The organism is Ornithinimicrobium cryptoxanthini (assembly GCF_023923205.1).
In the GTDB taxonomy this organism is placed as follows: Bacteria; Actinomycetota; Actinomycetes; order Actinomycetales; family Dermatophilaceae; genus Ornithinicoccus; species Ornithinicoccus cryptoxanthini.
The window spans coordinates 1,897,693-1,911,932 of the sequence record NZ_CP099490.1 but is presented as its reverse complement, the minus strand read 5'-3'; the positions used below and the strand labels follow the sequence as shown (position 1 = coordinate 1,911,932).

16 protein-coding genes and 2 pseudogenes are annotated in these 14,240 nt (G+C 69.5%); 8 read left to right on the top strand and 10 right to left on the bottom strand.

Annotated elements, in window-relative coordinates; genetic code table 11:
* Positions 1 to 49: 49 nt before the first annotated feature.
* Positions 50 to 2,179, bottom strand: coding sequence for a M1 family metallopeptidase (locus NF557_RS08830; RefSeq protein ID WP_252618833.1), 2,130 nt, complete (start codon positions 2,177 to 2,179; stop codon positions 50 to 52).
* A gap of 173 nt (positions 2,180 to 2,352) precedes the next feature.
* Between NF557_RS08830 and NF557_RS17930 the strand changes: the two are divergent.
* The 4 genes and pseudogenes from NF557_RS17930 to NF557_RS08815 all read left to right on the top strand — a co-directional run.
* A pseudogene (locus NF557_RS17930) lies at positions 2,353 to 2,397 on the top strand (hypothetical protein); the annotation flags it as partial.
* Between the two features lie 56 nt (positions 2,398 to 2,453).
* On the top strand, positions 2,454 to 2,624 hold the full coding sequence (locus NF557_RS08825) for a hypothetical protein (protein ID WP_252624332.1): 171 nt from the start codon (positions 2,454 to 2,456) through the stop codon (positions 2,622 to 2,624).
* Between the two features lie 183 nt (positions 2,625 to 2,807).
* A complete protein-coding gene (locus NF557_RS08820; protein WP_252618832.1) occupies positions 2,808 to 3,068 on the top strand; it encodes a type II toxin-antitoxin system Phd/YefM family antitoxin in 261 nt (86 codons plus the stop codon).
* Positions 3,065 to 3,328: a type II toxin-antitoxin system RelE family toxin gene (locus NF557_RS08815; protein WP_252618831.1), complete on the top strand. Its 264-nt coding sequence runs from the start codon at positions 3,065 to 3,067 to the stop codon at positions 3,326 to 3,328. The genes NF557_RS08820 and NF557_RS08815 overlap by 4 nt, the downstream gene beginning before the upstream one ends.
* A gap of 73 nt (positions 3,329 to 3,401) precedes the next feature.
* On the opposite strand, the gene NF557_RS17715 is transcribed toward NF557_RS08815, so the two are convergent.
* From NF557_RS17715 to NF557_RS08790, 5 genes are all read right to left on the bottom strand, one after another.
* Positions 3,402 to 4,394: an AAA family ATPase gene (locus NF557_RS17715; protein WP_342454477.1), complete on the bottom strand. Its 993-nt coding sequence runs from the start codon at positions 4,392 to 4,394 to the stop codon at positions 3,402 to 3,404.
* Between the two features lie 210 nt (positions 4,395 to 4,604).
* Positions 4,605 to 5,825, bottom strand: coding sequence for a hypothetical protein (locus NF557_RS08805; RefSeq protein ID WP_252618829.1), 1,221 nt, complete (start codon positions 5,823 to 5,825; stop codon positions 4,605 to 4,607).
* A gap of 360 nt (positions 5,826 to 6,185) precedes the next feature.
* Entirely contained in the window at positions 6,186 to 6,533 is a 348-nt protein-coding gene (locus NF557_RS08800) for a type II toxin-antitoxin system PemK/MazF family toxin (protein ID WP_252618828.1), read from the bottom strand.
* Positions 6,520 to 6,750, bottom strand: coding sequence for a ribbon-helix-helix domain-containing protein (locus NF557_RS08795; protein WP_252618827.1), 231 nt, complete (start codon positions 6,748 to 6,750; stop codon positions 6,520 to 6,522). The genes NF557_RS08800 and NF557_RS08795 overlap by 14 nt, the downstream gene beginning before the upstream one ends.
* A gap of 9 nt (positions 6,751 to 6,759) precedes the next feature.
* Positions 6,760 to 7,668, bottom strand: coding sequence for an alpha/beta fold hydrolase (locus NF557_RS08790; RefSeq protein WP_252618826.1), 909 nt, complete (start codon positions 7,666 to 7,668; stop codon positions 6,760 to 6,762).
* Between the two features lie 176 nt (positions 7,669 to 7,844).
* Between NF557_RS08790 and NF557_RS08785 the strand changes: the two genes are divergently transcribed.
* The 4 genes and pseudogenes from NF557_RS08785 to NF557_RS08770 all read left to right on the top strand — a co-directional run bounded on the left by NF557_RS08785 (position 7,845) and on the right by NF557_RS08770 (position 11,314).
* Positions 7,845 to 8,570, top strand: coding sequence for a hypothetical protein (locus NF557_RS08785; RefSeq protein WP_252618825.1), 726 nt, complete (start codon positions 7,845 to 7,847; stop codon positions 8,568 to 8,570).
* Between the two features lie 1,461 nt (positions 8,571 to 10,031).
* Positions 10,032 to 10,118, top strand: a pseudogene (locus NF557_RS17810) (hypothetical protein); the annotation flags it as partial.
* Positions 10,119 to 10,151: 33 nt separating this feature from the next.
* The gene (locus tag NF557_RS08775) at positions 10,152 to 10,592 is read left to right on the top strand and encodes a sensor histidine kinase (protein ID WP_252618823.1); all 441 of its coding nucleotides are present in this window, start codon (positions 10,152 to 10,154) and stop codon (positions 10,590 to 10,592) included.
* Positions 10,589 to 11,314 carry a response regulator gene (locus NF557_RS08770; RefSeq protein WP_252618822.1) on the top strand — a complete coding sequence of 242 codons (726 nt, stop codon included), beginning with the start codon at positions 10,589 to 10,591 and terminating at the stop codon, positions 11,312 to 11,314. The genes NF557_RS08775 and NF557_RS08770 overlap by 4 nt, the downstream gene beginning before the upstream one ends.
* A 66-nt stretch (positions 11,315 to 11,380) precedes the next feature.
* Here NF557_RS08770 and NF557_RS08765 read toward each other — a convergent pair whose 3' ends face one another.
* The 4 genes from NF557_RS08765 to NF557_RS08750 form a co-directional block, all read right to left on the bottom strand.
* A complete protein-coding gene (locus NF557_RS08765; protein ID WP_342454476.1) occupies positions 11,381 to 11,905 on the bottom strand; it encodes a DinB family protein in 525 nt (174 codons plus the stop codon).
* Positions 11,906 to 11,973: 68 nt separating this feature from the next.
* Entirely contained in the window at positions 11,974 to 12,717 is a 744-nt protein-coding gene (locus NF557_RS08760) for an NUDIX hydrolase (RefSeq protein ID WP_252618821.1), read from the bottom strand.
* Positions 12,714 to 13,190: a nitroreductase family deazaflavin-dependent oxidoreductase gene (locus NF557_RS08755; RefSeq protein WP_252618819.1), complete on the bottom strand. Its 477-nt coding sequence runs from the start codon at positions 13,188 to 13,190 to the stop codon at positions 12,714 to 12,716. The genes NF557_RS08760 and NF557_RS08755 overlap by 4 nt, the downstream gene beginning before the upstream one ends.
* Before the next feature lie 85 nt (positions 13,191 to 13,275).
* Positions 13,276 to 14,157, bottom strand: coding sequence for a diacylglycerol/lipid kinase family protein (locus NF557_RS08750; RefSeq protein WP_252618818.1), 882 nt, complete (start codon positions 14,155 to 14,157; stop codon positions 13,276 to 13,278).
* Positions 14,158 to 14,240: the final 83 nt, after the last annotated feature.

Below are 14,240 nucleotides of genomic sequence, written 5' to 3'. Positions count from 1 at the left end.
TAGAAGTCTGCGTGGTGCATCAGATGAATCACTGAGCCCACCCGCCCGATCAGTGGCGAACCTCCGCCTGCTCGCGGCTGTGCAGGTCCGGCACCAGCAGGTTCTGCAGCGACTCGCTCGACATCAGCGCCGGGACCTCAGGCAGTCCTGAGGGCTTGGCCGCGGTGAAGAGCCACTGCTCGAAGAACTCGTCCAGCTGGATGCCGCTCACCTGCTCGGCGTGCGCGATGAAGTCGTCGGTGGTGACGTGGCCGCCCTCGTGCTCCTCGACCCAGGTGCTCAGGATGGTGAAGAAGGCGTCGTCCCCGACCAGCAGTCGCAGGGCGTGCAGCGTGGCCGCGCCCCGGTAGTAGACCGCGAAGTCGAACATCAGGTCCGGGCCAGGGTCGCCGATGATGACCTCCCAGAAGGGGTCGTCAGCGGGGGCGCTGGTCACGCCCTCGAAGATCTCCTGCGCGCTGGTCCAGCCCTCCCGCTCGGCCCAGAGCCACTCCGTGTAGGTCGCGAAGCCCTCGTTGAGCCAGATGTGCTGCCACTGTTCCACGGTCAGCAGGTCACCGGTCCACTGGTGCGCCAGCTCGTGGACCACGACAGACTCGGCACTGAACTCGTCGGAGAAGAAGACGAGGCCATAGATCGGCCGGGTCTGGGTCTCCAGCGCGAAGAAGAGCTCGGGGTAGTCGTCAACGATCGCACCGGCGGTGCGGAACGGGTAGTCGCCGAAGATGCCGGCGAGGAAGTCGATGACCTCCGGCTGGCGGGCCAGCGCCGCGTCGATGATCTCCCCAGTCGTCGGCGGGATCTCCTCCCCGGCCATGACGGCCCAGTCGACCACGTTGCCAGGGCTGTCCGGGGGCGCACCCAGGACGGTCCAGCCGTCCAACGGGTCGCCGTCGTCCTCGAAGGAGGTCGTGCCCTCCCCCGTCGAGACGACCACGTCGTCCACGAACAGTCCCGACAGGGAGACGACCTCGTCGGAGACGTAGCTGATCGCGACCTGCACGTCGCCGCCCGCATAGGCGCCGAGGTCGATCGTCCACTGCTCGTAGCCTGCGCTGACGCCGGTGGCCGCCCACCAGTCCCCGGTCGTGCCGGCGGGGGTGCAGTCGAACCCGTCGGGGGTGAGGTAGTGCTCAAGGAACGGATGGATCCCGAGCAGGTTCTGGCACCCGAACCCGGTGCTCTGGGTCGCGTGCCCCTCCAGCGGGGGCAGGGTGGTCCAGTCCCCAGTCCCCGCCGGCGCCGCCTCCACGATCATGAAGTCCCACTCAGGCTCCACGCGCCGGTCCAACCAGAAGGTGAGCGACGCGCCCCCGGCCGGCACGGACAGGGTCCGCCCCAGCCGCTGGTAGCTCAGGTCCGCACCCACGGCGCCCGCGACATACTCACCGGTCCGCGCCTCGGAGGTCGTGACCAGGTCCACGTCCACCGCGTCCCAGTACCTGATCCCGTCCTCGCGGTACTTGCGCAGGTCGAAGTCGCCGATCGCCAGGACGGTCAAGTATGACGCCATCGGCTCCCGGGCGCTCCACTCCCACGTGGTCCATCCGCGCCGGGTGTCCCGGTCCTCGAGCACGCCGTTGGAGATCGCCTCCAGTCCCTTGGGCACTGTGATCTCGATGTCGTATGACGCCTTGTCGATGGGGTGGTCGTTGACCGGGAACCAGGTGGCCGCCGCGTGCGGCTGGCCGACGGCCAGCGCTCCGTCGTCGGTGTGCAGGAAGCCGCCGGCGCCAAGGATGTCCGAGGCCGCCTCCGGTATGCCGCTGTAGGTCACCACGACCTGGAACCGCCGGTGGTCGCGCAGCGCCCGTCGCGGCGTCACGGTCAGCTCGTCCCCGTCCCGCTCCCAGCGGGCCTGCTTGCCGTCCACCCGGACCGACTCGACCTCCAGCCCCTGCAGGTCGAGGTTGAAGCTGCTCAGGTGCTGCGTCGCCCTGGCGGAGATCTTCGCCCGGCCATCGAGGACGTCGGTCTCCGGGTCGTAGCGCAGGTCCAGGTCGTAGTGCCTGACGTCATACCCGCCGTTGCCGTCCGTGGGAAAGTAGGGATCGCCGACCCCGACGGCCCCCGGCTGCGGGTCGGGTCTGTCCCGGTCCCCGTGGGCGACCGCCCCCGCCGGGAGGATCAGGCTGGCCGCAGCGACTAGGGAGATGAGGGCTGACTTGGATCGGTACATCGGACGCTCCTTAACCTCGCGCCGAGAAGACCAGCCCACCAACAATACGGCTGCCTTACCACCCTCCACAAGGGGTCGCGTTGAATCATCAAAGTGCGCGCGTGGAGCCGCACCTACTGGACGGCGCACCAGCAGGACTACCTCCAGCATGTGCGGGCCGGATCGAAGCCGTCATGGACGAGCTGGCTGGCGAGTTCGGCCCGGCCACGGTCTTCCGTCCCTACCGGGACGTGCGCTTCTCCGCGGACAAGAGCCCTGCACCAGACCCACGACCATGGACTGCGTCTACGAGGCGATCTGCGAGACCTCCACCTTCTTCCAGACCAGCATCGCCTTCCGCTCCACCCTGCTCGCCCAGCGCCACGACGCCTGCGCCAAGGGCCGGACCCGACGCGCCGACATCTACGACAAACTGCTCACCGGCCTTGACGACGAGGCCTCTTGACAACCGATACCCACATCACGCCGATGTCCGGATGTTTGGGAGCTGATGTCTGAGGCGACCGGGCCGCGGAGTAGCGGATGGTCGGCGGGACAGCGCATCGGAGGCCGGAAGTGCCGATTGACAGCGCGTTGAGCCAGTCCCGCTGGGGTATACATTTCGGCGGTTGTAGCGCATGATGGGTGCATGAGGGAACTGACGGTCACCGATGCGCGAGCCCGCCTCGCAGATGTGGTCGACGCGGCGCGGGTGGGACACGCCCCCATCTATCTCACGCGCCGTGGACGGCGGGTGGCGGCGGTCATCGACGCCGACGACCTAGACCGTCTCATCGAGGCCGCGGAGGATCTCGCCGACATCGAGGCAGCACAGGCCGCGCGTGCGGAGATTGCTCACGAGGGAACGATTCCTTGGGACCAGGTCAAGGCTGATCTCGGTCTGCTATGACCTACCGGATCGACCTGTCCCCGGCAGCATCCCGGCAGCTTCGCAAGCTTGACCCTTCCGCTCGGCGTCGAGTCCAGGCCGCGATCGAGCTCCTGGCGACCGACCCGCGCCCATCTGCGGCCAAGAAGCTTGTCGGCGGCGCCGGGGAGTGGCGGGTGCGCACAGGTGACTACCGGATCGTGTACGAGATCAACGACGGAGTCCTGGTGATCCTGGTGTTGGCCGTGGGGCACCGTCGCGAGATCTACCAGCGCCGCTGACGACAGGCGGTGTTGCCGCGCCCAGCGCGCCGCCTCCGACCACCGCCGGATGCGCCGCCTTATCCGACGGTGATCACTCAAGCGCCTGACGAACACGCGTCATGAGTTCCTCGGTAGTCAGTTCGACATCCACCTCGACGGCCCGCAACCCCCTGGTTTCGACCTCTGTCGTCAACTGATTGGTGAACAGCCGGTCGCGCTCCAGCAGGTTCGACAAGGCCAGCTCCGGGTTGCTGGTCCTGTTGGCGATCTGCCACAGCGAGCCTCGTGTAGCGAATGCCTTCCGCCGGAACTCCGGTGTGGCCAAGAGCCAGACGCTTCGGCCAGCGGCGGACAACGGCGCGACCAGACGGGGCAGGAGTCGGAAGCCCTCGACGATGACAGGCTCACGAGGCAACGCCAGCAGGTCCTCCACGATCAGGCCGAACCCCTCACCGGCGAACCAGTGGAACGTCTCCAACATCTGCTCAGGCGAGCGCTGGCACCAGCGTTGGTCCATATCCATGGTCCTGAACGCGGCCAGGAGTGGAGCCTGGGCCGGGCACATCCGGTCAGCATGCCTGCTCATCGCCTCATCGGTGGAGTACAGCCGCATCCCGCCCTGCTCAGCCAGTCGACGAGCCACGGTGGACTTGCCCGAGCCGGAGCCGCCACCGATCCACACGACCTGCTCCAGCTGCGTCCCAAGAGCAGTAGTCACCACGAGTCCAGTATCGCGAACGAACTGACGCTGTCCCCGCCAGCCGCGGTCAACTCCAGCCGCCCCTGGAAACGTCCAGCTCTGCCGCAGGTAGGTCGTGAGGCCATGTCCCGATGACGTTGTTGCACCGTCAGGAAGTGGCGGGTGGCTGAGTCGCTCCCTGTCGACGCGCACGCCACGCGGACAGTGCCAACAGGGCCGAGGTCGGCGTCCAGATGGCCCGCTCTGGCCAGGAGGCGAGATGCCCGGATTAGAGCAGCGTGGCACCGGCACTGACGACTCGGAGGTGATCCGGCAGTACTCCAGGATGCGCGCCCCCACAACTAGCGCGACCCCACGGGGCGCCTGTCGCGAGTGTGAGGACATGCTCTGGGAGGCGGATCCGTTGCGCTTTGCCGAGCGATACCCCGACAGCGGCGTCGTGGAGTCCTACGGTCCTCAGTGGCCGGCCCCGTGCATCGACTATTCAGTGGAAACGGGGACGATGACGCGGACCGGCTGCACGAGGTCTTGGCCTGGATACTCAGGCCGAAGCCTTGATCGGCGCGGCTGGTGCGAGGTCGACACTCGACGGCCTCAGGGGCAGGTGTTGCCCTCGGGGAGCCGCGCGAAGATCCAGTCCATCTGCTGCGTGGAGGCGATGATCTGGTCGGCCTCCCCGCCGAGCGGGTAGAGGGTGAGCACCTCGCCGTCCTCCACGTCCCAGGGCGCCTCCCGGTCCGCCAGCCGCCAGGTCGATCCGTCGAGCGGGCCGAGGGTGGGGACTTCGCACCCCGGGTCGTGTCGGTAGAAGTAGCGCACCGCCTCGTCACCGTGGAGCGCATCGCCGTCCGTGACGAGCGGGGGCTCGGCAGGTAGGGCCAAGGTCGGGTCCATGTGCAGCTGCTCGTCGGTAGCGGTGTTGCCGGGAGCGGACAGGTCGACGTCGACGACGGTGCGCTCCTCCGCGGTACCGGGATAGGGATCGCGGGCCTCGAGCTGCACCCGGAAAGGCCCCTCCGGCAGCAGCTGCCGCTCCACCGCCACCACGAAGGCGTGCGGGTTGGCGTCGTCGGCGCAGCCGTACACCGCGTTCGGGACCACCAGGTCCGCATGCAGCAGGTCGCCCTCCACGACCACGCCGTCCATCCGGACCGGGCACCCGCTCCCGTAGACCGCGCCGAACCACACGGCGATCTCGCTGTCCCACTCGACGGTCGCGGGCTCGCCCTCGAGGCCGGCCAGCGCCCACAACTGGTCCAGCTGAGCATCCGTCGTCGCGACCCCCGAACGGTAGGCCTCGCCGGTCTCGTCCTCCCCGAGCAGGCGCCAGCCCTCGCCGGCCATCAGCTGTCCCTTCTCCTGCGGTGCCTCGTCGGCGGGGATTCCCTCGACGCAGACGGGGCGTCCGGCGAACTGAGCCAGGACCTCCTCGGCTTCCGGTGTGATCACCCCGAGGCCGATCTCCGCCACACCATGGTGCGGCATCAACGCGGTCCCGCCGGTGCGCACGCCGGCCTGGTCCAGGGCAGCATTGACCTCGGTGGCGAGCGACTCCAGCTCGCCGACGGTCCAGGGCAACTCCACCACCACGATCCCCTCGCCGGGCCAGCGTTGGGCGACCTGCTCGGACATGGCCTCGACGTCGGCGTCCTTGACCCAGAGCGTGACCCACCCGTTGCGTTCCCGGTCCAGCCCGATCTCGACGAAGCCCGGCTGCCCGGCCGCCCACTCGTGGACCTCCTGGACCAGTTCGTCGGCGTTGCCGTGGACCGGTTCGTCCCGGTAGAGCGACTCGTCGGCCCGTATCTGGGGCACGTCGGCGCACGCCGGGAAGCCGGCGATGCCCCCCGTCGTGGTGGTGGGGGCTCCGCCTGGCGAGTCGCCCGGTCCTGCCCCGCTCTGCGTCCCGCAAGCGCTCACCAGGAGCAAACCCGTCAGAAGCGAGCCAGTCCACACCCGATTAGAGGCCCGCCACCCACGTCGTGAAGCCCATGTCCGTCGCACCCGCACGCACCTCCTGTGGAGTCCAGTGTGCTGCGCGGAGCCACCCCGTGGGTCACGACCAGGTCACGGTTTGCGCACCCGGCTGGACGGCCGGTCCGGGCCGCGCGCACCTGAGTGAGGTGTTCGCGAGTAGCCGAGCAAACACATCCGGTCATGCCGCGCGTCGCGCGGTCACAACTGCAGATGGAGGCGCAGCGCTTCGTCGACCGCAGCCATGAGGCCAGGCGGAACTCGGCCTAGTGCAGGGCCCACCCGCTCAACTGCGACCGAACGCACCTGCTCAGCTTGGACTTTGGAGTCCATCCGCAGTCCTGTCTCGTCCGCTGGCAGCAGCACCTGGAACGGAAAGACCCGCTCCGCGTTGCTGGTGACGGGTGCCACGGTCACTACTCCGCGACCGAGCCGCTGGGCCATGGTGTTGGCCTGGTCATTGCTGACGAGCACCGCGGGCCGACGCTTGTTGGCCTCGCTACCGCGTACGGGGTCCAGGTCGACGAGAAGAATCTCACCGCGCAGCATCGGTGAGCCCGTCCGAGGACGCTGCGGCCCATGCGTCTTCATCTCCTGCGATGGCCCACTCCTGCCAGGCGGCGGCATAGTCCGCCTCCAGCTGCGGGTCCTGCAATCGGCGGATGGCCTGCTGGACGGCAGCCGACCTCGACTCGAGACCGGCTTGCTGGACATACCGGTCGAGGGCCGCGAGGTCCTCTTCGCTCAGACTCACACTCACCTTCATGCATGTATCCTACCTCGGTAGGATACCGATTACTACCTGCGTGGCATCATCCGGACATGCCGCTGGTCGCGAGTCACAGGGCCCCTGCTCCCCCGCGCGGATGCGAGCCAGGATCTCGCGCGCCACCAGCACCGGCTGCCGCTCGGCCAGCCAGTGTCCGCCAGCGACCTCGACGAAGCGGTAGTCGCCGGACACGTGGCGGGCGGTGCGCTCAGCCGCGTCACGCCCGAGGAACGGGTCCAGAGAGCCCCACACATAGGTCGTCGGCACGGTGACATCCCCGCCACCGGCCCTCGACCGACGGAACAAGTCGCGCACGGCGGCTCGATACCAGTTGATGGGTCCCCGGAGGGCCCCTGGTCGACCCAGCCGCGCGGCATACCTCTGGCTGTCGTCCTCCGGGACGCCCCAGCGTTGCAGTGCCCCGGACCGCAGCATCCGGGCCCCGAGGACCTGTGGCAGCACCGGGAGCTGGAAGGCCAGGATGTACCAGCTGCGCCGGGCCTGGTCACCGTGCCGCAAGGCCCAGCCCAACGCCTCCGGGTGGGGCGTGGACAGCACCACAAGGCTCGCCACCCGCTCGGGATGCCGCTGCGCCAGCGCCCACGCCACCGCGCCGCCCCAGTCGTGCCCGACCACGTGCGCCCGACGGACACCGGCGCCATCCAGCAGGGCGAGCGCGTCGCCGACCAGCTCCTCCATGCGGTATGCCGAGACTCGCCTTGGGCGGGCGCCCGGCGAGTAGCCGCGCTGGTGCGGCGCGAGGGTGCGTAGCCCGGCTCGGTGCAGGTGTGGCACGACCCTCCCCCACGTCGTGGCGTCCTGCGGGAAACCGTGCAGCAGGACCACCAGCTCGCCGTCGCCCGGTCCGCCGTCCAGGATGTCGAGGACGAGCCCCTCGCGGTGGAGTCTGTCCATAGCCAGACGCTAACTGGGGCGGGGCGCAGTGGCCAGCCCAGATGCGGTGGCAGGTGGGGGCGGGGCCCTACGACGTCTGGGATCTGGGGCGAACTTGGGGGTCTGCTCTCATGACCCGGGGCGGTTCGGAGGGAAGGCTGGACGACGTCCCACCCGCTCACCAAGGAGTCCACGTCATGTTGAACATCACCGACCCGAACAACTTCGGCCGCACCCTGGCCGGTGTGAGCCTGATCGCCGCACCGGTCGCCCTCGCGGCAGGCCAGGTGCTGCGCCTCACCGCCTTCGGAGGCACAACCGGGGAGCAAGAGCTCCTCGCCGCCATCGACGCCAGCCCCGGCCTCTGGCAGCTGATGACCGTCATCGACATGATCTCGGTCATCCTCCTGGTCCCGGCAGTGTGGGGCATGGTCCACCTCACGCGCGGACGGTCCCCGGTCCTGGCCCATATCGGCGGTGCGCTCGCCATGGTCGGCGTCCTCGGGGCCGCCGGGCACAACATCTTCGGCAACGTGCTCACCGGCGGCATGGCGGCCGTGCGGGACTCCCACCCGGTCATGGAGACCCTCGTCGTGGAGATGGAGCAGACGCCTGGCTTCCTCTTCGCCCTGCTGATGTTTATCGCCGGGTTCACCCTCGGAAACATCGTCCTCGCCGTCGCCCTCCTCCGTGCGCGTGTCATCGGACGCCTGCCGGCCGGGGCCATCATCCTCAGCATGCTGGTGTTCTCCAACGCCGGGTCCAGTCTGCCGCTGACACTGGTGGCCTCTGCGCTCCTGCTCGTCGGGATGGGCGCCACGGCCCGGAGTGCCCTGTCACTGTCCGACCCCGAGTGGGCCGGCCTGACCACCGGCAACCACTCCCCCGTCCCCGCTCCCGCAGGTGCTGTTCCGCTATCGTGACCAGGATGCGGGGCGGACCCCCCTGGCGCCCCGCGCCGCTGGGCCGGCCCCTCCGGACGGAGGCCACCATGCACCGGGCAGCACACACCACCCGTGCGGCGTGGCTCGTGTGCGGCACCAGTCTCGTCCTGCTGGCCGTAGCCCTGTGGTTCCTCGCCCTGGGCTGGTCTGCCCCGGTGCCTGCGGGATACGTCCCCTGGTCCGGCCAGGTCGTCTCCGTCCTCGGTGCCGTCGGCGCTCCGATTCTCGGCGTCCTGGTGGCTGGGCGCCGCCCCGCCAACCGCTACGGCTGGCTGTGGCTGGGCTTCGGCCTGGCCCTCGCCCTGTCCCTCAGCGCCCGCGCCTACGCCAGCTACGCCGCTGCCGGCGGCGCTCCTGGCCACGGTGTGGCCGGTGTCGTAGCGAACCTCGGCTGGGTCCTGTGGCTGGCCTCGATGCCGTTCCTGCTCCTGCTCTATCCCACCGGGTCGCTGCCCTCCCGACGGTGGCGGTGGGCGGCCCGGGTGGCCGGGCTGGGAGGGAGCCTGCTGCTCGTGTGCGGCACTTTCGGGCCGGAGCTCGGGGTGATCCCGGTCGACAACCCCTTGAGTGCGCCCACGGAGGCGGCCGCGGTCCTCAGCGTGCTCACCGACGTCGGGGTCTACATCCTCTTCGTCAGCGTGATCGCCGGAGCGGTCTCCCTGGTGTTCCGCTACCGCGCCGCAGAGGAGACCGAGCGACGCCAGATCGCCTGGTTCGCGTATGCCGCGGTGCTGGTCGGGTCGTTCCTCGCCGTGGACCCCTTCGTCGAGGCACCGCCGGTCCTGGACGCCGCGCTGGAGACCCTGGCGCTGAGCGTCCTGTATCTGGCGGTGGGCATCGCGATCCTGCGGCACGGGCTGTATGACATCGACCGGATCGTCAACCGGACCCTCGTGTATGCCGCGCTCACCGCCGTGCTGCTGGGGACCTACCTGCTCGTGGTCGCCTACCTCGCCTCGCTGGTCCAGGCCCAGCGGGACGCCACCTGGGTCTCGCTGGCTGCCACCGGCCTGGTCGCGGTCCTGTTCGCACCGGTCCGCGAGCGCCTGCAGCTGGGAGTGAACCGGCTGATGTACGGACAGCAGGTCGATCCCTACACGGTGGTCTCCGAACTGGGTCGGCGCCTGGAGTCGGTCCCCGAGCCACAGGAGGTGCTGCCGACCATCGCGCGCACGATCGCCCGCGCGCTCGACCTGACACAGGTGGAGATCTGGTATGCCCACGACTCTGCGCTGCACCTGGGTGCAGCGCACGGTGAGCAGCCGCCGCACGGGCAGGTCGGCGACGCCGCAGAGCTCGTCGGGGTGCGCGGCATCACCGTGGTGCACCCGCTGACCCACCGCGGGGAGGAGGTGGGTGCGCTCTGCGCCGCGCAGGAGGAGGAGCGGCCTGCGGATCCATCGGGACCTTCACGACGGACTCGGACCGGTCCTCGCCAGCATGCGTCTGCGCCTCGAGGCCTGCCTGGACACCGTGCCCCCGACCACGCCGGCGCTGACTGCGGACCTGGAGCAGCTTCATGCCCTCGTCGGTCAGGCCACCGCCGACATCCGCAGCCTCGTGCACGACCTGTATCCCGCAGAGCTCGCGCAGCTCGGCCTCGTCGGTGCCCTGACCCAGCTCTGCGACCGCTTCACGAGTGAGTCGGCCCTGCAGGTCCGACTCACCGCGAGCCACGCCCTCAACAGCCTGCCGGCCGCGACGCAGGTGGCCGTGCTCCGGATCGTCCAGGAGGCGTTGGTCAACGTCGCCAAGCACGCAGGGGCCGAGCTGGTCGAGATTGACCTGGAGCTGTCCACCCAGGAGGTCACGCTGACCATCCGGGACGACGGGGCGGGTGTCGCCGAGGACCTGCGCGAGTCCGGCGCCGGCATCGGCAGCATGCGGTCCCGGGCCGAGCTGCTCGGCGGCGCGCTCAGGGTGGCGCCCGCACCACGCGGGGGGACCCTGGTCAGTGCCCGGCTGCCCGCCGAGCCGGCGAGCCAGGTGGTGTCGGCGTGACCGGGTCGGAGGGCGTGGAGCCGGTCATCCGCGTCGTGCTCGCCGACGACCACCGGCTCTTCCGCGAAGGGGTCGCCAGCCTGCTGCAGCGAGCACCAGACCTCGACCTGGTCGGGTCGGCCGCCAGCGGCGAGGAGGCGATCGCACTCGTGGACGAGCTCGGCCCGGAGGTCGTCCTGATGGACCTCAACATGCCCGGGCTCGGCGGCATCGCAGCGACCAGAGAGCTCAGGGCGCGGCACCCCGAGGTGGGGGTCGTGGTCCTCACCATGCTCGAGGACGATGCCTCGGTCTTCGCCGCACTCCAGGCGGGAGCGCGCGGCTACGTGCTCAAGGACGCCGAGCGGGGCGATCTCGTCCGCGCGATCCGGGCGGTGGCCAGCGGTGAGGCGCTCCTCGGCGCCCCGGTGGCCCAGCGGGTGCTTGACCAGTTCGGCGCGGAACCGGCTGCTCCTGCCCCACCCACCCCGACGCCCGCGACCCACGTCGCGACGGAACCACCGGGCGACACCTCGCTTGACCGGTTGACCCCACGGGAGCTCGAGGTGCTGCGACTCATCGCTGCCGGCCAACGCAACAGCGACATCGCAGAGACGCTGGTGATCAGCCATAAGACGGTGGGCAACCACATCTCGAGCATCTTCGCCAAGCTGCACATCCGGGACCGGGTGCACGCCGTCCTGCGCGCCCGGCAGGCCGGGCTGGGCGACGAAGGGCCGTAGGCGGCTGGTGGTGTGAGGCGAATGCGTGCCGAGTGAGAGCCGGCGCGACGCCGTTGGAGGGTCCGCTCAGAACCCGGTGCGGCCGTCAATCGACTCGCGGATCAGGTCGGCGTGCCCGTTGTGCTGGGCGTACTCCTCGATCATGTGCACCAGGATCCAGCGCAGGGTGGGGTGCTGGCCGTGGCTGTCGCGAGCGGCCACGGTGTCGAGCCCGGCATCCGCTGCCAGCGCCTCGTCGGTGATGCGCTCGGACTCAGCGACCGCGGCGTCATACAGACCCAGCAGCTGTTCTGGGGTGTCCTGGTGGGCGGTGTGCCACTCCCAGTCCCGGTCCGCCTCCCAGTCCACGGTGTCGAACGGTGCGATCAGCGGTCCCCCGAGGAAGTCCTCCGAGAACCAGCCCGACTCGACGACCGCCAGGTGCTTGAGCAGGCCACCGAGCGTCATGTCCGATGGCGGGAGGGTCTGGGCCAGCTGCTCGGACGTCAGGCCCTGGCACTTCTCGCGCAGCACCGCGCGGTGGAGGTCGAGAAACCCGCGCAGGGTGCTGGTCTCGTCGCCGTCCATGGGCGGGTGTGGGTGAGAGGTCACGCTCTGCAGTGTGGCATCGGCCACGGAGGCTGTCGAGAGGTTTCCGGGCTCGGGCACGGGGTTGCGGCTCAGCGCCAGGCAAACACGGGTTGGTCGAAGTCGTGAACCGGATCCGATCGCCCCAACAGACCCAGCCAGTTCAGCTGCACGAGGACAGCCGCCGTCGGGGCGTGCACCTCCGTCGATCCCAGGGGCACCGAGACCACCGGGCGGTCGCTCTCGGGGATCGACTCGAACCGGGGTGAGTCGGACCGCTGCAACTGGTGCAGGCCCACCCGGAAGACCGCCATCACCTCTCCTGGGTCAGGTCGCAGATCCACTCCCCCGCCCCACACGACGACCGGCGTCATGACGAAGCCGGAGCGGGTTTCATAGTCATCGAGCAGACCGAGCACCCGGTCGGGTCCAAGGTCGGCCCCGACCTCCTCGTGGGTCTCTCTCAGCGCGGCCTCGACCGCCCCCTCCCCCGGTTCCAGCCGACCGCCCGGCAGGGCATACTGCCCGGCGTGCCGCCGCATCGCCAGAGGCCTGCGGCACAACAGGAAGGCGGCCCCTCCCGCCGCCGCGAGGAGCCCTTCGTGTGGGAGGCGGGCGTCGCGAGCCGACCTGCCGTCCTCGTGTCGTGCCCAGACGATGGCCGAGTCGGGCGTCGAGTCGACCAGGACCAGGGCGACGGCAGCGTGCCGACGGCCGGCGAGATCGACGACCCTGCGCTGGTGTCCCGCCAGGTTGGCGACGAATCGCTCACGCAGCGCCACGTCATACCTGATGGGAGGGGGTATGACGGACGCGTCCTGCTTGTGGTGCGTCACCTGGTGCTCCCCGCGGCCTGCAGCTGCAACCGCACGAGGGGGATCTCGGGGTCAGCCTCCCCCGTCGCCTTCCGGATGATGGCTGACAGGTCCTCCCACGAGCCCGGGTGCGCCTGCTGATAGTCGGCCAGGGCAGCCTCGCTCTCCGCAGTGCCCAGAACAGTGGCCGTGGCCGACCGCCGTCGGGTGAACCCGATGCTCACGTGACACCTGGGTTCGGCGACCACGTTGCAGAACCACTGGGAGGTGCGACCAAACCCCGAGGCGACCACAAACGCGTCCGGTGGCTCCTCGCGCACCACTTCCAGGACGACATACCTCGCCTGTCCAGAGGTGCGGCCCACGTGCTCAAGCATCAGCAGCCGCCTGGTGAGGAGGAACCCCAGGCCGGCGCGGAACAGCGGGATGGGGGCTCGCACAAAAGTCCGGCTCTGCAGCAACCTGGCGCCCCAGGCATGCACCCGGTCGCTCATGACCTCGCGAGCCCTTCCATCTGCCGTCGCTGGTCGATCATGGTCCCACTGTGCCAGGAGCAGCTCGGTCGGTGCCTAGCCGGGCTCAGGTGATGGTGGCCAGCGCGCGCGGGGCGATGTCGATGCTGACCGTGGTCTGGGCGTCGAGCTCAAGGACCTCGCCGTCAAGTTGCACAGGGGTCGGCTTGAGGGTGGTGAAGCCGTAGTGGGTGGCAGTAGGTTGCGGGCCGAGCCCGCGGGTGGCCGCCTTCAGTGCGACGCCAAGCACGCGCCACTTGGCGGTGTGCCGCACCGTGACCACCTCGAACCGACCATCTTCCGGGCTGCCGCTCTCACTCAGGGTGGCGTGCTTGGCCATCTGGGCGATATTCGCGAGCACCAGGCTGTCGAAGCTGCGCTTGGTGCCGTCCTCCAGCTGGATCGTGAAGGGCCGGAACCGGGCGAAGGTGCGCACGACGGAGACGATCTCGCGCAAGGAGCCCTTGCTGCCCTTCTCGAGGTCGACGGCGACGACCGGGGTCAGTCCGACTCCGATATAAGAGTGTGCGAACTGGGTCCGAGCCTCCGGACCGGTCCCGATGGTCAGCGCCAGCAGGTCGATGCGGTGAACCTCGCCCCTGACAATCGCGTCTGCCAACGGTCGCTCGCTCGTGGTCCTGCGGTGGTCGTTGGCGTTGCCGGCCGCCATCACGGCGCACACCGCCTCCTCGTTGCCCGCCTGCATCGCACCGTCGACCACCTCGTTGTAGCCACCGTCCCCACTGACCGAGACGATCAACGGCCTGCCCGTGGAGGCTGCATCCCGCGCCAGGTCGCGGCCGTGACCGGCGTGCTGGGTGGGCGACATCGCAACTTCGGTGTCAGGCAGCCGGGCGGTCAGCTCGTCGTGCAGCTCCTGCGCCAGCTGCGGGGCTGGGCCAGTGCTCTTCGGGTTGAAGATGAGCACGATTCGGTCGAATGCAGTCATTGACGCACTTCCTTTGAGAATGGTCATTAGCGCAGACGGCCCGGTCAGCGCAGGAGGAGGTTGAGGGCGAGGGTGAGCACGAC